Below are 17,737 nucleotides of genomic sequence, written 5' to 3'. Positions count from 1 at the left end.
CCCGGCAGCCGGTACGGGTCAGCCCGCCGCCGGGATCTCCACGCCGAGGACGGCCTGCTCGTCGGGGCGGTGTACCAGCACATCCGCCAGGAACGAGTGCACCGCGTGGCGCATCCCGACGTCCCGGCCGGCCTGCTCGGACAGCAGCCACTTGTGCTCGATGATCTGCGCGAACAACTCCTGCGGCTCAAGCTTGCGTCGCAGTTGCGCGGGGACCGCCCGGACCACCGGCTCGAACACCTCGGTCAGCCAGCGGTGCGCGGCCTGCTGCTCGTCGAGCAGGTCGCTCTCCGCCCGGTACGCGTCGAGGTCGTTGAGCAGCTTGCGAGCCTGGTTCTCTTCGGCGTCGAGGCCGGTGAGGCGGAGCAGCCGGCGGTGGTGGTAGCCGGCGTCCACCACCTTCGGCCGGATCAGATAACGAGAATTGTCGATGGTCGACATGGCGACCTCGGCCACGTCGAACCCCATCTCGTTGAGCCGGCGGATGCGCCCCTCGATGTCGTGCCGGGCCTCCCGCTCGACCTGCTGTTCGTAGGTGATCTCGTGCCACAGCCGCTCGTACCGCTGTACCACCTCCTCGCAGACGACCTCGGGATCGATCGAGTCGTGCAGCAGACCGGCCGCCTGAAGATCCAACGCCTCGCCGAAGATGTTGACCCGGGCGATCTCCAGATCCTCGCCACGCTGGCCGTTGGAGAGCATGCTCCGCAACGCCCCGGTCTCGGCGTCCACCAGGTACGCGGCGAAGGCCCCCGCGTCCCGCCGGAACAGCGTGTTCGACAGCGAGCAGTCACCCCAGAAGAAGCCGGTCAGGTGCATCCGGACCAGCAGCGCGGCGAGTGCGTCGAGCAGCCGCCCCATCGTCTCGGGACGCAGCGTGTGCGAGAACAGCGCCCGGTAGGGCAGGGAGAACTGCAGATGGCGGGTGATCAGTACCGGATCCAGCGGCTCACCGGCGTCGGATTCCCGGTCGGCCACGATCGCCACCGCCTTCACCGACGGGAAGTCGATTCGCTCCAGGGCGCGCAGCAGGTCGTACTCCCGCTCCGCGACCCGCTCGCCGGTCTCCTTGACCGCGTAGACGTGCCCGCCCAACTGCACGAAGCGCACCACGTGCCGGGAGATGCCCTGGGGCAGGGCGACCAGGTGTTCAGCCGGCCACTGCTCCAGCGGTTTCGACCAGGGGAGATCGAGCAACGCCGGGTCGACTAGGGCCGAGGTGATCCGCACGGCGTCAAGTCTGACGCCTCGCCCGCCGGAACGCTCCCCCACGTGGCTGGGCCCACAGTCGCACCACACCGCACGAGTCGACATCCGCAGCGGGCCGGTAGCGTGATCCGGGTGCGGGAAACGACACCGACAACCCGGAACTTGCGCCTGGCACCGGTCCGCCCGGTCGGCTGGTGGTTCGACGCACTGCTGCTCGCCGGGTTCGTGGCACTGACCGGCGCCCTCGCCGCCGGCCACCTGCTCGGCCCCGACCTTGCCGTGAGCGGGTGGGCCTTCACGCACGACCCGGCCCCGCTCTACCGGATCGCCCAGGTGTTCAACCTGCTCGGCCAGGGCGGCTGGCTGCTGATGCCGGTGGCCGGCGCACTCGCCGTGACCGTGGCGTGGCGGCGGCACACCGTACGGCCGTTGCCACTGGTGGCGGGAGCCTTCATGATCACCACCCTGACGATCGGCCCGCTCAAGCTCTGGACGGACCGGGCGGCGCCCACCGCGTCGGTGAAGGAGCCGTTCCTGGCCCCCGAGCAGGCGGTGGAGATCTTCAACCAACTGCCGGTCGGCGCCTACTCGATGTCGTACCCGTCGGGACACGTGGCCAACGCGATCGTCTGGTACGGCGTGATCGCCCTGCTGCTGACCTCGCTGACCGACGGCCGGCTCTCGGCCAACCTGTACCGGCTGGTCCGGTACGCGCCACCGGCGGTCCTGCTGGTCACCACCACATACCTGAACTTCCACTGGCTCACCGACGGGCTGGCCGCCCTGCTGCTCGGTCTCCTGCTGGACCGGCTGCTGCACCGGGTGCCCTGGAACGACCTGCCGCTACCCGGCCTGCCACGGCAGTGGGACCGGCCGTTCATCCAGCAACCCTAGGGTGTCGCTGTGGATCGACTAGCGCGCCGGCTGGGCGTACCGGATGCCGTCGTCATCGGGCTGGGGTCGATGCTCGGCGCGGGCGTCTTCGTGGTCTTTGCTCCCGCCGCGGCGGCGGCCGGTGGCATCGGTCTGCTGTTCGCGCTGACCCTGGCCGGCTTCGTCGCATTCTGCAACGCGACCAGTTCGGCCCGGCTGGCCGCCCGCTACCCGGAGTCCGGCGGCACGTACGTGTACGGCCGGGAACGGCTCGGTCCGTTCGCCGGTTTCCTGGCCGGCTGGGGTTTCGTGGTCGGCAAGACGGCGAGCTGCGCGGCGATGGCATTGACCATCGGGGCCTACCTCTGGCCGGGGCAGGCCCGGCTCGTCGCGGTGCTGGCGGTCGTCGCGGTGACCGCGGTGAACCTGCGCGGGGTCGCCAAGACCGCGACCGCGACGAAGATCCTGGTGGTGCTCGTCCTGGCGATCCTGGCGGTGGTCGGGGCGGTCGGCGCGACCGACGTCTCCGTTGACCGGCTGACCGGTGCCGATGGCCTGGGTCGAGGCGTGTTCACCGCCGCCGGTCTGCTGTTCTTCGCGTTCGCCGGGTACGCCCGGGTGGCCACCCTCGGCGAGGAGGTACGCGACCCGGAGCGAACCATCCCGCGCGCGGTGCCGCTGGCGCTCGGCATCGTGCTGGCGATCTACCTGGTGCTGGCGGTGGTGACGCTCGGCGTGCTCGGTCCCGACCGGCTGGCCACGTCCGCCGCGCCCCTCGCCGACGTGGTGACCGCCACCGGACTACCCGGCCTGGCCTGGGTGGTCCGGGCCGGCGCGGCCGTCGCGGTGACCGGCGTGCTGCTCTCCCTGCTGGCCGGCGTGGGCCGCACCACCCTGGCGATGGCCCGCCGTCGTGACCTGCCCGGCACGCTGGACGCCGTCCACCCCGTCCACCGGGTTCCGCACCGGGCCGATCTGGCGGTGGCCGCCGTCGTGATCGTCGTGGTGGCGCTCGGCGACGTGCGGGACGCGATCGGCTTCTCCAGCGTCACCGTGCTGGTCTACTACGCGATCACCAACGCGGCGGCGCTGACCCTCGGCCGGGAACCGTCGCGGAAGCTACCGGTACGAGCCCTCGCCGGGGTCGGCCTGGTCGGCTGCGTGGTGCTAGCCGTCAACCTGCCACTGGCAAGCGTGCTCGCCGGATCCGGTGTGCTCGCCCTCGGCACCGCCTGGTACACCCTCCGTCGGCTCCGGTAGGTAGGCCCTGTACGTCCCGACGAGTGAGCTGACACGCAACCCGACAACCTGGTGCCGGCTACTCCCCCGCCTCGCGGGGCGGCGGCACGCCGGCCGAAGTCGGTGGCCCCGGCTCAGGTGGCGCGCTGTCGCGAAGCAGGGCGTTCAGGCCGGCCCGCCGGGCCACCACGGTCAACCGGTCGCCCGCGACGATCACCATGCGCGGATCCGGTGCCCAGTCGAGACGTTGCCCGCCCCGGGCGTGCGCGAGCAGGCGGACGCTACCGGATCGCCCGACGTTGGCGAGCGGCCGACCGTCCAGCGCCGAGCCGGACGCCACCGGAACCTCAGTGACCAGCAGCGCGTGCCGTCCCACCGGGATGGTGGCGATCACCGCCCGATCCAGCAGTGCGGCGGCGAACGACGGCGCCGCCAGGTAGGAGACGCTACGCGAGGTGCCGATGTCGAAGGCCCGCTGCACCCGTTCGGCGAAGTCACCGTCGAAGAGCCGCAACACCACCCAAAGCTCGTCGTTGATGGCGCGGCCGTTGAGCGCGGCCCGCAGGTTCGCCCCGTCGTCGGTGGAGACCACCACCAGCGCCTGGCAGGTGGCGACCGAGGCAGCCCGCAGCGTCTCCTCCTGCCCCGCGTCTCCCACCACCAGCGGTACGCCGAGCCGCCGGGCCAGCGCCGCACCCAGCGCGTCCCGGTTCTTGTCGATGGCCACCACCTCGACGCCGAAGTCGTTCAGTTGGGCCATCACCCGCATGCCGATGTTGCCGAGCCCGACCACCACGACGTGCCCGGAGCGCTCGGGCAGGCTTCGCCCCGTGTGCAGGGCCAGCCGGGCGTTGACCACACCGTCGACGACCACCGCGGTGATCAGTGGGATCAGCGTCAGCCCGGCGAGATTGAGCACCACCTGCATGACCTGCTCTGCGGGCGACTTCGCGGTGTCCGGGTCCTGCCCGGTGAGAGTGGTCACCAACGTCAGGTAGAGCGCGTCGGCCCAGCCGACCTGCGCCGCGTTGGCGTACAGCGCGCCGAGCACGGCCACCATGGCGAGCACCAGGATCACCGCAATCCCGATTTTGCGGGTGGCGAAGCTGCGTACCGCCTGAAGGAGCATCGCCCCCGGACGGCGCCGGCGGCGGGCCCGGGCCAGCCGGCGCGCCGCCAGCTCGGTGCCCGCGGGCCGGCCGGCGGCCTCAGCGAGCACCACGTCGGCTGCCCGGTCGTCGGCGGGCAACACCAGGTCCTGCTGAGGGTCCCGGGTGTCGGCCACCCCGCAGACGATCTCGCTCGGGCGCACGTCGTCGCGACGGGCCACGTAGAGGGTGCGCCCGCCGTGCCGGAAATGCGTCGGCGCGACCTCGCCCAGCGCGGCGGCCACGAAGGCCGGGGCGGCCATCGACGCGTCCGAGAGCACCGCCGAGTCGGGAAAGATCTGCCGTACCCCGTTGGCCAGTCCGGTGTTGAACATCCGCACCACCAGCCGCAGCCGGGGTTCGACCTCCTGGGCGCAGAGCGCGGCGTGCATGTTGCCCACGTCGTCCTGGTGGAGCAGGGCCAGTCCGTCGGCCCCGGCCAGCCCGGCGCGCCGAAAGGCGACCTCGTCCAGCCGATCGGTCCGGATCACCTCGATGCCGGGCAGTTCACGACCGTCCGGCCCGGGGGAACGACGGCGTTCGGGCACGATCAGGGTGATCCGCACCCGGCCCGCCTGCGGCTCGCCCACGAGCAACGTCCGCACCAGCCAGTAGGCCAGCGGATCCTGCCCACAGATCACGTAGTGCGCCCGGGCCTCCCCGTTGACCCGCAACCGGCGGCTGGCCCGCCAGGCCCGGTCGAGCAGCGGCTCTGCCATGCCCGCATGGTAGTCAGCGGGCCGTAACCCACACAGCCCGTCATGATCGGCTGCTGAGCCGCCCGGCATGTCCTGGCCGGTGACGGGTAGGGCAGTGGTATGCAGACCTTCCTGCCGTACCCGGACTTCCTGGCCAGCGCCGACGTGCTGGACCAGCGCCGGCTGGGCAAGCAGCGGGTGGAGGCGATCCAGGTGCTGCGCGGGCTGACCCGTCCGGGGTACGGCTGGCGCAACCACCCGGCGGTACGCATGTGGGCCGGGTACGAGGAGGCCCTGACCCGTTACGGGCTGGACATCTGCGCGGTCTGGTGCTCGGCCGGCAGGGCCGACACCTGCGCGGCGACGCTCACCGCCGATCTCGACGCCGCCTGCCGCATCGAGCGGGTCCGCAGCCAGCCGGAACTCGCCGCCGCCGGGGAACTGCCGCCGTGGCTCGGCCGCCCGGAGCTGCACCTGAGCCACCGCTCGTCGCTGCTGCGCAAGGACCCGGCGCACTACCGCCCCGCCTTCGGCGACGACACCCCGGACGACCTGGAGTACGTCTGGCCCTCCTCAGACCGCCCCCACGCCTGCCTACCGTGAAGGGAAGGGCCCCTATCAACGCCTCGTGAGGTACCCGGTCCCCTTGTCAACACAGGACTGTCAAATCTGGGGCCCTTCCTTGCACCTCGGGCAGACTGGGGTTGGTCGGTCGATCGGGAGGTGCACGGATGGCCCTGTCGCAGGTGGTCGGGCGACTCATCGGCGTACGCCGGCACGAGGTGGACCCGGGCGGCGGTGGCGCTGCCCGAGTGCCGGACCCGGTCACCGTGGTGGTCGTCGGTGGCGGCGTCGCGGGCATGTCGGCGGCGGTGGTGCTCGCGGAGCGCGGCGTCGAGGTGACGGTGCTGGAGGCCGCGTCGGCAGTGGGCGGCCGGCTCGGTGCCTGGCCGGAGACGCTCGCGGACGGCAGCCGTCAGGTCAACGAGCACGGCTTCCACGCCTTCTTCCGGCAGTACTACAACTGGCGGAACATTATGCGCCGGGTCGACCCGGCGCTGCGCTTCCTTCGGGCCGTCGACGGCTACCCGGTGCTGAGCGCCCAGTGGCCGACCGAGGAGTTCGGGAAGCTGCCACCCGCCCCACCGGCGAACCTGCTCGCCCTGCTCGCCCGCAGCCCCAGCCTGCGTCTGCGCGACCTGCGCGGGATGGACCGGGAGGCCGCCCTGCCGCTGCTGACCTACCATCCGGTACGCACCTACGCCGACTTCGACCACGTCACCGCCGACGAACTGCTCTCCTCGTTGCGGCTGCCGGACCGGGCCCGGGCGATGCTCTTCGAAGTCTTCTCCCACTCGTTCTTCAACCACGAGGCGGAGATGTCGGCCGCCGAGATGATCGCTCAGTTCCACTTCTACCTGCTCGGCAACCCGCAGGGACTGGCCTTCGACTGTCCCGACGAGGACTACGCCACGGCGATCTGGGCGCCCCTGACCCGGCACGTCGAGCGCCACGGCGGCCGGATCCGCACCGGTGTCACGGCGACCGCGCTGCACCGCGACTCCGCCGGCTGGCGCGTGCACACTCCCGAGGGCACGCTCCCGGCCGGGCACGTCGTGCTCGCCGTCGATCCGCCGGCGCTCGCCGAGCTGGTCGCGGCCTCACCGGCACTGGCGGAGGCGGCACCGGAGCTGGCGGCGGCGATGCCCGGACACGGCCGGCCCGGTCCGCCGTACGCGGTCGCCCGCTACTGGTGCGACGGGGACGTCGATCCCGGCCGGGCCGTGTTCAGCGGGGTCTCCCGACAGGCCACCCTGGACTCGGTGACCCTGTACCACCGGCTTGAGCACGAGTCCCGACGTTGGGCAGAGCGCACCGGTGGCTCGGTGATCGAGCTGCACGCGTATGCCTGCGAGGTGGACGTGCCGGCCGGGGAGCTTGCCGACAGGATGCGCGTCGACCTGGCCCAGCTCTGGCCGGAGGCGGACCGGCTGCGGGTGCGCGAGCTGCGCGCCCGGGTGGAGGCGAAGGCACCGGCCTTCGCGCCGGGCGGTCACGCCGGGCGACCCGGGGTACGCACCGACGCCGACGGGCTCTACCTGGCCGGCGACGGCATCCGCACCGACTTCCCCAGCGCCCTGATGGAACGCGCGGCGGCCACCGGCATCATCGCGGCCAACCACATCCTGAGGGCCGAGGGCGGTGCGGCCGAGCCGATCCACTCGGTCCGCCCCCGTGGCCTGCTGGCCCGCCCCTGACCCGCGTCGATCTAGGGCGTATCGCCGCCCCTGGAGATCGACTCGCGGCGATAAGCCCTAGATCGACGGGGCTGGTCACCTACGTCGCGGAGCCCTGCGATGTCCAGCGGAATCGCGGTTGGCGGCGCTCGTGGAAGGCGGCGACCCCCTCCCCCGCCTCGCCGCTGGCCCGCACCTGCCCGTGCCACCAGGCGGCCCGGTCGTCGTCGGCCCGGTCGTCGATGATCTCCTTGGCGGCGACGACGCTGAGCTGCGAACGTTCGGCGATCGCGCCGCTGAGCCCATCGATCCGGGCCGCCAGGTCGGCGCCAGGCAGCAGCTCGTCGGCCAGGCCGATCCGCAGCGCCCGGTCGGCATCGATCAGTTCGCCGGTGAAGAGCAGATGCTTGGCCGCCGCCGGTCCGACCAGCCGGACCAGCCGGCGGGTGGTCGGCGTCGGGTAGACCAGACCGAGTCGGGCCGGCGGTACGCCGAACCGCGCATCGGCGGCGGCGATCCGCAGGTCGCAGGCGACAGCGAGTTGGCATCCGCCGCCAACGCAGGCACCCCGTACGGCGGCGATCGTCGGCTTGGCGAAGCTGGCCAGCCGCTCCTCGGCCGCCACCGCGATGCTCCCGTCTCCGGCCGCCAGCAGCTCGTCCAGATCACCCAGGTCGGCACCGGCGCAGAAGGTGCCGTCCGCGCCGGTGAGCACCAGGGCGCGCACCGCCGGGTCGGCTTCCAGACCGTCGAGCAGCACCGGCAGCTGCCGCCACATGGCCGGGGTCATCGCGTTGCGCCGGGTCGGATTGCGGATCACCACCGTGGCCACCGCGCCCGCCACCTCGACGGCCAGTTTCGCGTCCGTCACGGCATCCATCAACCTTCCCGCACCAACCGGAAGCGCTCGACGACGGCCAGCGTGTCGTCGTCGACGGTGAAGTCAGGGTCACCCAGGTAGGCCCGGTACTCCGGCCCGTGCCAGAACCTCTCGTGCCCGGCACGCCAGCCGGCGACAGTCTCGAAACCCTCGCCCTCGTCCCGGGCATGGGACAGGTCGACGTCACCGAGCCGCACCAACCGAACCTCGCTCAGCTCGATCACCGCGACCGGCCGGTCGTCGGAGTCCACCAGGACCGACCGGTCGCCGACCACCGGCAGCGGCTCACCGTCGCGTTCGTACTCGATCATCAGCCCGGTGGTCGAGGTCTTCGCCCCGGAGAGGATCGCGGCGACGAGTCGGTCCCGCAGCGGTCCGGGGAACGCGAACTCGGCCTTCGGCAGTTCGACCATGGCTGCGAGCCTAGCCCGCCACGCCGGCCGGGGATCGCCTGCCGCGACCCGGCGACCGACGCTGTACGCCTGGTCGCCGCCCGGTATTCACCGGCGGGCCGCCCGCGGCCCCTACCGTCACCCTTCGCGCACGTCGTACCCGGCCCGAGTGAACAGGTGGTCATGCCAGTCACACCCGAGGTCAGCGTGGTCGTCCCGACCTTCGCCCGGCCGGCGTTGGTGACCCGCGCGGTCCGCAGCGCCCTCGCACAGACAGTGGACGATATCGAGGTCATCGTCGTGGTCGACGGTCCGGACGAGGAGACCGGCAAGGCCCTCGCCGAGATCGGCGACCCCCGGTTGCGGGTGGTGGAGCTGCCCGGCAAGGGTGGCGCCCCCAACGCCCGCAACGTGGGCGTACGCGAGGCGGCCGCCCCGTGGACCGCGCTACTCGACGACGACGACGAGTGGCTGCCCGGCAAGCTGGCCGCCCAGCTGGAACTGGCCCGCCACGCCTCGGTGCCCAGCCCGATCATCGCCAGCCGGCTGATCAACAAGACACCCCGGGCAGAGTTCGTGATGCCCCGTCGGCTACCGGAGCCGGACGAGCCGATCTGTGAGTACCTCACCCTGCGGCGCGGGCTGTTCCACGGCGACGGCTTCATCCAGACCTCGACCATCATGGCGCCGACAGAGCTGCTGCGCCGGGTGCCGTTCACCGTCGGCCTACGCCGGCAGCAGGAGCTCGACTGGACCGTACGCGCGGCCAGCCAGCCCGACGTCCAACTGCTCATCGCCGCCGAGCCGCTCGTGCTCTGGCACCAGGACGAGAACCGTCCACGGATCAGCCTCAGTTCGCCCTGGGAGGCACAGCTGGAGTGGCTGCGGGGAATCCGACCGTTGATCACCCCCCGGGCGTACGCGGCGATCACCATGAGCATCATCAGCTCGATGGCCGCGCCGACCCGTAGTCTCCGGGTCTTCCTGCTGCTGCTCGCCGAGGCCCGCCGGCACGGTCGGCCAGGTGTCCTCGACTACCTCGCGTTCCTGCAGATCTGGTCGATCCCCCCGCAGCTGCGGCACCAGGTCCGCGACCGGATCCTCGGCCGTGGCGCGGGCCGGGGCGATGGAGCCGAGACCGTGACCGATGGGCGGGTCGGGACGCCGGAGATCGGGGCCGATGTCCGGCGATAGAGTCGCCGTGATCTGGCGCAGCTGCCTCCTGCCCGGGTCGGAGACGTTCATCCGCAACCAGGGCGACGCACTGTCCACCTGGCGGCCGGTCTACCTCGGTGCCGTCCGGGTGTCCTCGGCGCTCTCCCGGGACAGCGACGTCGTGCTGTGCCCGAACACCACCCGCGGTCGGCGCGAGTGGCTGCGGCTGCGGCTGACCGGCGGCTCGCCCCGGCTGCGCCGGATGCTGGGACGGCTACGACCCGAGGTGGTGCACGCCCACTTCGGCGGGGACGGTTGGCTGATCAGCCGGGCCGCCACCCAGCTCGACATCCCGCTGGTCGTCACCCTGCACGGCCTCGACGTCACCCGGCAGGCGGCCGCACCGGGGCCACGCGGGGCCCGGCACCGACGGAACCTGCGGACCATGTTCGACCGGGCCGCGCTGATCCTGGCCGTCTCGGAGGCGATCCGCGAGCGAGCGGTGGAGTTGGGGGCGGACCCGGCGAAGGTCCGCGTACACCACATCGGGGTTCCCGTTCCGCCGCGGCCAGCGGCCCGGCCGAAGCAGTGGGATGTCGTCTTCGTCGGCCGCTTCGTCGAGAAGAAGGGCGTCGACGACCTCGTCGAGGCGCTCGGAATGCTGCCGGACCTGCGCCCCCGGGCCCTGTTCGTCGGTACCGGGCCGTTGCGCGGGCGGGTCCGCGCCCGCGCCGCGCAACTGGGCGTGGACGCTACGTTTCCCGGCAACCTGCCGCCGCCCGAGGTGATGCGGCACATCACCGGGTCGCGGCTGCTCGCGGCACCGTCGCGGACCGCGCCCGACGGGGACACCGAGGGCCTACCCACCACGGTCCTGGAGGCTTTCAGCCTCGGTGTGCCGGTCGTCTCGACCTACCACAGCGGCATCCCGGAGGCCGTCACCCACGAGACGAACGGCCTGCTCTGCGCCGAGGGGGACCGCACCGCCCTGGCCGCCAACCTCCGCCGTCTCCTCACCGACGACGTCCTGTGCACCCGCCTCGGCCGGGCGGCCCGCCACCGCGCCGAAATGGACTTCGACCTGCACCACCAGACCCGCCAGCTGGAATCCCTGTATCAAGCCCTCCCTCTCCCCCTCCCCTGACCCACCCCGGAGACGTGCGGATCATGCATCTGTGCGGTACCACACCTACGTGATCGCCAGAGGTGTCGGCGGGAGGGTGGGCTAGGGGGTGGGGCGGAGACGGCGGACGGCGGCGAGCAGGAGGCGGCCGGCTCGTGCGGTGGGGGTGCCGTGCAGCAGTGAGACGATCCGGCGCAGCCGCTTCAGCTCGTCGTCGCGGTCGGTCAGGGTGCGCTCATACCATCGGTGGAGGGCACGCGCCTCGGCCAACTCGTCAGCCAGCCGGTCCCGGTCCGCCAGCAGTTCCCGCCAGCCGCGGGCACCGGCTCCACCGTCGGCGGTCAGCGGTTCCGGCTGCTGTCCGGCCATCGTGGCCAGTGTGGCGGCCAACTCTCCGGCCGGCCACAGTTCGGCGAGCCCCGCGTCAACCAGCCGGGACGCCAGCCGCCGTAACACCGCCACCGGCTCAATCGCGCCGGTCAGGGCCTGCCAGCTGCCACCCGGCGTGACCACCAACCGGTCCGCCGGCACGCCGGCCTCGACCCCGGACTGCCAGGCGGTGAGCAGCGCCCGCACCGCGGGCACGTCCCGCCGCAGCAACGCGGCCACCAACAGATCCTCGACGGTACGTCCCGACGGGACCGTCCCACCGCCGGCGAACCGCCACCCGCCCGCAGGGTCACGGTGAACCGGCTGGATCCCGACCCCTTCGACGCGCACCGCCGCGGCGGGCGCCGCGCCGGCGGCAGGTGACAGGGCGTCGTGCCGGACCGGGTCGACACCGTGGTGCGGAGGGCGTTCGGCCAGCAGGACCCAGCCGGGAGCGAGCTCCAGAGCGGCCCCGTTCCGGACCGCCGCCCCGGCCAGCCGTTCCGGATCCGCGAGCCTCGGAAAGGCCGGTTCCCGCTCCGCCGACGTCGGCAGGGCCGGTTCCGCATCGGCCAGTGTGGCCTGGAGGAAACCGGTCAGGTCGGCGTCGGCCAGCAGCTCCGTGCCGAGCAGGGCGACGGGTGCCAGCGGCGACGGGAAGGCCGCCCAGGTGCCGTCGATCCGCAGCCCAGCCGCCGTCAACCGATCCCGCAGGCGGGCCAGCCCCGCCGGGCGGGTGTCGTCGTACTCGCCGAGCGCCGCCCAGTCCGAGTCGGTGCTGGGCGGTGGCGGCGCGAGCAGCCGGTGCAGCCCGATGGGGTTCTCGACCCCGAGCAGCAGCCGGCCGCCCGGCCGCAGCACCGTGGCGAGGAGGTCGAACGCCTGGCCCCAGGTCGACGGCGCGCCCTCGACCGAGTCGAGCCGGGCCAGCCCGTCCAGGGCCACCACGGTGTCGTACGCCGGCAGGTCGGCCAGTTGCTCCGGGCCGCCACAGCACACCCGGATACCCGGCCGGTCCGCGTACCGGGCGGCCAACGCCTCGGCGTCCGGCAGTCCCCGCACCAGCAGGGTCAGGTCCGCCCGTGGCAGCGTGTCGAGCAGCTCCGGATGGTGTGGCCCGACCACGAGCGTGCGACCGTGCGCGACGGCGAGCAGCGCGGCCAGTCCTGTCCCGCGTACCGGGCCGGTGCCGTGCGCGCCGTCGAGATCCGACCAGGCGTGCATCTCGGCGCCGGGCGGCCGCAGCGGCTTGTTCGGGCTCATCAGATCCCTTCCGTCCCGGATCGCGCACCTGCCGCGCCGCTTGGCGTGGCCTGTTCCACCGCAGCATCGGCCCCGACCGCTTCCGTCGTGCCGGTAACCGGCTCGGGCCAGCGGAGCAGGCGGCGCAGCTCGACCGGCGGGAGCAGCCGATCGGCGCCCAGCTCGGTCACCGCGAACTGGCGGGCGACGTCCGGGTCGACCCGTGGACCGTGCAGCTGCGCCCACTGCCGGCGGATCCGTGGCTGGCCGCCCCAGACCTGGGCCTCCCCGGCCAGTTGCATCGGGTCGCCGTAGACGGCCGGTTCACAGCCGGCCAGGATGCCGTAGAAGATTGCGCTGCACAGCCGGTTCGAGGCGACCCGCCGGTGCCCACGCAGCTCGGCCAACTGTCGGTGGAGGAAGCCGGGGTCGAGGTCGCGCCACCGGCCGCCCCGGTAGCCGTGGCAGACCACCCGGAAGCCGGCCCGCTCGTAGTGCTGCCGCACCCGCGGCGACCGGTACTCCTGCCAGTAGAGGCAGACCGTCACCGGCCCCGCCTCCACGGACCGGATCTCGTCGATCAGCCGGCCGTGGTCGCCCACCACCCGCTGGCCCTCCCAGCCGTGGAACGGGTACCAGATGGTGCCCTCCCGCCGCTGTGGGCCGCCCGGCTCGGTGGCCAGCAGGTACGCCCACGGCGCGCCGACCACGTACGTCTGCCGACGCCCGAGCGACCAGGCCCGCCGCCGGGTCCGTTCGGACCAGAGGAGCAGTGGTACCCCCGGCACGAACTCGTGGTCGGGCGCCATGCCGTCGCCGATGTTCCAGCCGTGCTGGAGGTACCCGTGGATGCGCGGTGGGTCCCGGTCGTCGAGTCCGCAGTAGCGGGCCAGCACGTGGGAGTGCCCGTAGTAGTGGTTGGCGTGGTGCACGGCGACGGGCGTCCCTGCTCGTGGTGGCGGGTGGAGGCGGAGCGTAACGAGCCCGCCTGAACACCCGGCCACATCGAGGTGTCGGCCCGGTACGCCGTGCGTGATACAGATTGAGCCCCCGGCCGGGATCGAACCGGCGACATCCCGCTTACAAGGCGGGTGCTCTGGCCAGCTGAGCTACAGGGGCGTTGTGTCGTGGCCAGCATAGCGACCGACGTTAGCTTTTCCTGCTCCGCAGGGGTTCCGAGCATGGGAAACGTCAACATCCCGACGTGTGAGCGTCGATTCGTGTCCGACCATGCCGGAGTGACCGGAATGCGAATCCTACGGAACTTCCGGCCGTCGCCGAACCTTGGCATCGCGACGAAAGCCGTTTACCGTGCATTGACACGGACGACACGGGCTTGCCCCGACCGGCCGTGGCGCCGGCTCGGGCATCCGTGCCGGTCGCTCCTTCACTCGGATCGTCCGGCACGTTCCTGCCGGTGAAAGGAAGCAGCCTCCTCATGGCTACGGTCACCTACGCGAAGGCGTCCCGGATCTATCCGGGCACCGAACGCCCCGCGGTCAACCAGCTGGACCTCCAGATCGGCGACGGCGAGTTCCTCGTACTCGTGGGCCCCTCCGGTTGCGGTAAGTCCACCAGCCTGCGCATGCTCGCCGGCCTGGAGGACGTCGACGACGGCGCGATCTACATCGACGACCGGGACGTCACCCACCTGCCGCCGAAGGCCCGCGACATCGCGATGGTCTTCCAGAACTACGCCCTCTACCCGCACATGTCGGTGTACGAGAACATGGCGTTCGCGCTGAAGCTGCGCAAGACCCCGAAGGCCGAGATCGACCGGCGGGTCAAGGAGGCGGCGGCGCTGCTCCAACTGGAGGAGTACCTCGGCCGCAAGCCCAAGGCGCTTTCCGGCGGTCAGCGCCAGCGGGTCGCGATGGGCCGGGCCATCGTCCGGGAGCCGCAGGTCTTCCTGATGGACGAGCCGCTGTCGAACCTCGACGCCAAGCTCCGGGTCCAGACCCGTACCCAGATCGCCTCGCTGCAGGCCAAGCTCGGCATCACCACCGTCTACGTGACCCACGACCAGGTCGAGGCCATGACCATGGGGCACCGGGTGGCGGTCATGCTGGACGGCGTGCTCCAGCAGGTGGACACCCCACGGACGCTCTACGACGCCCCGTCCAACGTCTTCGTCGCCGGTTTCATCGGCTCGCCCGCCATGAACATCAAGACGGTGCAGTTCTCCGAGCAGGGCGCGGCGTTCGCCGAGATGTTCATCCCGCTGACCCGCGAGCAGGTCGAAGCGGCCCGCACCGAGGGCGGCGACGGCAAGGTGACCGTCGGCTTCCGTCCGGAGGACTGCGACATCGTCGGCCCGACCGAGGGCGGCATGCCGGTCGTGGTCGAGCTGGTCGAAGACCTCGGCTCCGACGCCAACGTCTACGGCCACGCCGCGCTGGAAGGCGCCTCCGAGCGGTTCGTGGTGCGTACCGACCGGCGGACCACGCCGAGCATGGGCGACACGATCTTCGTGAAGCCGCGTCCCGGCCAGAACCACTTCTTCCACGCCGCGACCGGGCAGCGTATCTGAGGTAGCAACGCGAAGGGGCGGCCCGCAGTCAGCGGGCCGCCCCTTCCGCGCACCGTGTCCGGTCTCAGCCCTCGACGGCCCGGCGGCGAGCCACCTCGGCCAGGGTGACCGCGGCGGCCACGCTCGCGTTCAGCGACTCCATCTCGGAGATCATCGAGATGCTGACGGTCAGGTCGCAGGTCTGCCCGACGAGCCGGGACAGTCCCCGTCCCTCCGAGCCGACCACCACGACCAGCGGGCCCACCGCGGCCTCCAGGTCGTACAGGTCCGTCTCGCCGTCGGCGTCCAGACCGACCACCACGAAGCCCGCGTCCCGGCATGCCTTCAGCGACCGGGTCAGGTTGGTGACCTGGGCCACCGGCACCCGGGCCGCCGCGCCGGCGCTGGTGCGCCAGGCGGTCGCGGTGATCCCGGCCGCCCGCCGCTCCGGCACGAAGACGCCCTGCGCACCGAACGCGGCGGCCGAACGGATCACCGCGCCGAGGTTGCGCGGGTCGGTGACGCCGTCAAGCGCCACCAGCAGCGGAGCCGACTGCTCCAGCGCGGCTGCCATCAGGTCCTCGAACGGCTCGTACGCGAACGGCGGCACCTGGAGGCCGACCCCCTGGTGCAGCACGCCCCCGGTCATCCGGTCCAACTCGGCCCGGCTGACCTCCAGGATCGCGATGCCCCGGTCGGCCGCGGTCCGGATGGTCTCCTTGACCCGGTCGTCGACGTCGATGCCCTGGGCGGTGTAGAGCGCGGTCGCCGGCACTGCGGTGCGCAGCGCCTCCAGCACGGGGTTGCGTCCGACCAGGAGTTCCTGGGTGTCCTTCGCGGGGTTGGACTTGCGGCCCGGCGCGACCCGGGGACCACCACCCCGGCTGGCGGGCTGCCGGCCACGGGTGGGGCTCGCGTTGGGCGCACCCCGGCCACCGCCCCGGCCCCAGGTGGTGTCCTTGCTGCCGGGCTTGCCGATCTTCGGCACCCGGCCCTCCTCGGCTGCCGCCCGGCGCTCCTTGTCCTGCTTCCACGCGGTGCGCTGCGGCAGCTTCTCGGTGCCCGAGTACCCCTTGTGCCAGGGTCGCTCATCGGCCGGCAGGGTCCGGCCACGCCCGGCGAGGGTGTCCTTGTTCTTGCCGCCGGACCCCTTGGGTGCGCTCGCCTTCGACGCCACCCGCCGGCCACGGCGCTGCGAATTGCCGGCCATCAGTCATGCTCTCCAATACTCCAACGCGGGCCCTGGGGGGTGTCCTCGACAACCACTCCGGCCCGCTTGAGTTGATCCCGCAGCACGTCGGCCGCAGCCCAGTTCTTGCGGAGCCGGGCCTGCGCGCGCTGTTCCAGGGCCAGGGCGACCAGGGAGTCCACCACACCACGAAGGTCGTCCGCCCGGGCTCCACCGGTCCACGCCGGGTCGAGGGGGTCGACCCCGAGGATATCCAGCATCGCGCGGACTCCGGCGAGCGTCGTGCGGACGGTCACATCGTCCCCGCCGTTCAACGCGTTGTTGCCGTCCCGCAGCACCTCGTGCAGCGCGGCCAGCGCGGCCGACGTGTTGAGGTCGTCGTCCATCGCCGCGACGAACCCGGCCGGCACCTCGCCGAACTGGCCGACGCCCACCCGTTCCACGGCGCGCTGCACGAAACCCTCGATCCGCCGGTACGCGACGGCCGCCTCGCGCAGCGCCTCCTCCGAGTAGTCGATCCGCGAGCGGTAGTGCGCGGCGACGTAGTAGTAGCGCAACTCGACCGGGCGCACCCCGAGCGAGGCGACATAGTCGAGGTCGAGGGCGTTGCCCAGCGACTTGCCCATCTTGGTCCCGCCGATGCTGAGCAGACCGTGGTGCACCCAGTACCGGGCGAACGGCAGACCGGCGGCCTGAGACTGGGCCAGTTCGTTCTCGTGGTGCGGGAAGGTCAAGTCGAGTCCGCCGCCGTGGATGTCGAATTCGGCGCCCAGGTACCGCTGGCACATCGCCGAGCACTCGATGTGCCAGCCGGGCCGCCCGCGCCCCCACGGCGACGGCCAGAAGGCGTCCGCCGGTTCGTCCGGTTTGGTCCCCTTCCAGAGTGCGAAGTCGCGTTGGTCACGCTTACCACGCTCCGGGGCCTCGCAGGCGGACTGCATGTCCTCGGGCGACTGGTTGGACAACTGCCCGTACGCCGGCCACGAACCGACGTCGAAGTACACGTCGCCGCAGTCGTCGGTCGCCGGGTACGCGTGGCCACGCCCGATCAACTGGGCGATCAGTTCGAGCATCTCGGGGATGTGCCCGGTGGCCCGCGGCTCGTAGGTCGGCGGCAACACGTTCAACGCCCGGTACGCCCCGGCGAGCCTCAGCTCGTTCGCGTACGCGATCGACCAGAAGGGCCGCTCCTGCTCCTGCGCCTTGGCCAGGACCTTGTCGTCGATGTCCGTCACGTTGCGGATGAAGCTGACCTGGAGACCGGCGGCCGACAGCCAGCGACGTAACACGTCGTAGTTGACGCCGGACCGAAGATGACCGATGTGCGGAGGCGCCTGAAGGGTGAGACCACACAGGTAGACCCCCACCTTGCCGGCTTCCCGCGGGACAAAGTCCCGCACCGATCTGGTGGCCGTGTCGTACAGGCGTAGCGTCACCGTACAAGGGTAACTGTCCGTCGTTCTCCCGAGCGGCC

At 72.1% G+C, this 17,737-nt stretch carries 15 protein-coding genes and 1 tRNA gene; 7 read left to right on the top strand and 9 right to left on the bottom strand.

Annotated elements, in window-relative coordinates; genetic code table 11:
- Positions 1 to 18: 18 nt before the first annotated feature.
- Entirely contained in the window at positions 19 to 1,314 is a 1,296-nt protein-coding gene (locus ACFHWY_RS00720; RefSeq protein ID WP_416578105.1) for a DUF4032 domain-containing protein, read from the bottom strand.
- Positions 1,315 to 1,341: 27 nt separating this feature from the next.
- On the opposite strand from ACFHWY_RS00720, the gene ACFHWY_RS00715 reads away from it, so the two are divergent.
- Together ACFHWY_RS00715 and ACFHWY_RS00710 are read left to right on the top strand one after the other, a co-directional pair.
- Positions 1,342 to 2,103 (top strand): phosphatase PAP2 family protein, encoded by a 762-nt coding sequence (locus ACFHWY_RS00715; protein WP_416578104.1) that lies wholly within the window; start codon positions 1,342 to 1,344, stop codon positions 2,101 to 2,103.
- A 9-nt stretch (positions 2,104 to 2,112) separates the two neighbouring features.
- Positions 2,113 to 3,342: an APC family permease gene (locus ACFHWY_RS00710; RefSeq protein WP_416578103.1), complete on the top strand. Its 1,230-nt coding sequence runs from the start codon at positions 2,113 to 2,115 to the stop codon at positions 3,340 to 3,342.
- A 58-nt stretch (positions 3,343 to 3,400) separates the two neighbouring features.
- On the opposite strand, the gene ACFHWY_RS00705 is transcribed toward ACFHWY_RS00710, so the two are convergent.
- On the bottom strand, positions 3,401 to 5,188 hold the full coding sequence (locus ACFHWY_RS00705) for a potassium channel family protein (protein WP_416578102.1): 1,788 nt from the start codon (positions 5,186 to 5,188) through the stop codon (positions 3,401 to 3,403).
- Between the two features lie 99 nt (positions 5,189 to 5,287).
- Between ACFHWY_RS00705 and ACFHWY_RS00700 the strand changes: the two genes are divergently transcribed.
- Positions 5,288 to 5,770, top strand: coding sequence for an MSMEG_6728 family protein (locus tag ACFHWY_RS00700; RefSeq protein ID WP_416578101.1), 483 nt, complete (start codon positions 5,288 to 5,290; stop codon positions 5,768 to 5,770).
- Positions 5,771 to 5,898: 128 nt separating this feature from the next.
- A complete protein-coding gene (locus ACFHWY_RS00695) occupies positions 5,899 to 7,425 on the top strand; it encodes an FAD-dependent oxidoreductase (protein WP_416578100.1) in 1,527 nt (508 codons plus the stop codon).
- A gap of 79 nt (positions 7,426 to 7,504) precedes the next feature.
- Here the strand turns inward: ACFHWY_RS00695 and ACFHWY_RS00690 are convergent, their stop codons facing one another.
- Positions 7,505 to 8,284, bottom strand: a complete 780-nt coding sequence (locus ACFHWY_RS00690) for an enoyl-CoA hydratase/isomerase family protein (RefSeq protein ID WP_416578099.1) — start codon at positions 8,282 to 8,284, stop codon at positions 7,505 to 7,507.
- A complete protein-coding gene (locus ACFHWY_RS00685) occupies positions 8,284 to 8,697 on the bottom strand; it encodes an ASCH domain-containing protein (RefSeq protein ID WP_416578098.1) in 414 nt (137 codons plus the stop codon). The genes ACFHWY_RS00690 and ACFHWY_RS00685 overlap by 1 nt, the downstream gene beginning before the upstream one ends.
- 162 nt (positions 8,698 to 8,859) lie before the next feature.
- Here ACFHWY_RS00685 and ACFHWY_RS00680 point away from each other — a divergent pair, with 162 nt between their 5' ends.
- Positions 8,860 to 9,870 carry a glycosyltransferase family 2 protein gene (locus ACFHWY_RS00680; RefSeq protein WP_416578097.1) on the top strand — a complete coding sequence of 337 codons (1,011 nt, stop codon included), beginning with the start codon at positions 8,860 to 8,862 and terminating at the stop codon, positions 9,868 to 9,870.
- Positions 9,857 to 10,975, top strand: a complete 1,119-nt coding sequence (locus tag ACFHWY_RS00675) for a glycosyltransferase (RefSeq protein WP_416578096.1) — start codon at positions 9,857 to 9,859, stop codon at positions 10,973 to 10,975. The genes ACFHWY_RS00680 and ACFHWY_RS00675 overlap by 14 nt, the downstream gene beginning before the upstream one ends.
- An 81-nt stretch (positions 10,976 to 11,056) precedes the next feature.
- Here the strand turns inward: ACFHWY_RS00675 and ACFHWY_RS00670 are convergent, their stop codons facing one another.
- From ACFHWY_RS00670 to ACFHWY_RS00660, 3 genes are all read right to left on the bottom strand, one after another.
- On the bottom strand, positions 11,057 to 12,586 hold the full coding sequence (locus ACFHWY_RS00670) for a hypothetical protein (RefSeq protein WP_416578095.1): 1,530 nt from the start codon (positions 12,584 to 12,586) through the stop codon (positions 11,057 to 11,059).
- Positions 12,586 to 13,497: a hypothetical protein gene (locus ACFHWY_RS00665; protein ID WP_416578094.1), complete on the bottom strand. Its 912-nt coding sequence runs from the start codon at positions 13,495 to 13,497 to the stop codon at positions 12,586 to 12,588. Before ACFHWY_RS00665 ends, ACFHWY_RS00670 begins: the two co-directional genes overlap by 1 nt.
- 113 nt (positions 13,498 to 13,610) lie before the next feature.
- Positions 13,611 to 13,684, bottom strand: a tRNA-Thr gene (locus ACFHWY_RS00660).
- A 319-nt stretch (positions 13,685 to 14,003) separates the two neighbouring features.
- Here ACFHWY_RS00660 and ACFHWY_RS00655 point away from each other — a divergent pair.
- Positions 14,004 to 15,095 (top strand): ABC transporter ATP-binding protein, encoded by a 1,092-nt coding sequence (locus tag ACFHWY_RS00655; protein ID WP_416578093.1) that lies wholly within the window; start codon positions 14,004 to 14,006, stop codon positions 15,093 to 15,095.
- Between the two features lie 64 nt (positions 15,096 to 15,159).
- Here the strand turns inward: ACFHWY_RS00655 and rlmB are convergent, their stop codons facing one another.
- Positions 15,160 to 16,284, bottom strand: a complete 1,125-nt coding sequence (gene rlmB, locus ACFHWY_RS00650; protein WP_416578092.1) for a 23S rRNA (guanosine(2251)-2'-O)-methyltransferase RlmB — start codon at positions 16,282 to 16,284, stop codon at positions 15,160 to 15,162.
- Positions 16,284 to 17,699 carry a cysteine--tRNA ligase gene (cysS, locus tag ACFHWY_RS00645; RefSeq protein WP_416578091.1) on the bottom strand — a complete coding sequence of 472 codons (1,416 nt, stop codon included), beginning with the start codon at positions 17,697 to 17,699 and terminating at the stop codon, positions 16,284 to 16,286. Before cysS ends, rlmB begins: the two co-directional genes overlap by 1 nt.
- Positions 17,700 to 17,737: the final 38 nt, after the last annotated feature.

The organism is Micromonospora sp. LOL_024 (genome assembly GCF_048060415.1).
In the GTDB taxonomy this organism is placed as follows: Bacteria; Actinomycetota; Actinomycetes; order Mycobacteriales; family Micromonosporaceae; genus Micromonospora.
The sequence above is the reverse complement of the archived record's forward strand: the minus strand, read 5'-3'. Positions and strand labels throughout refer to the sequence as shown.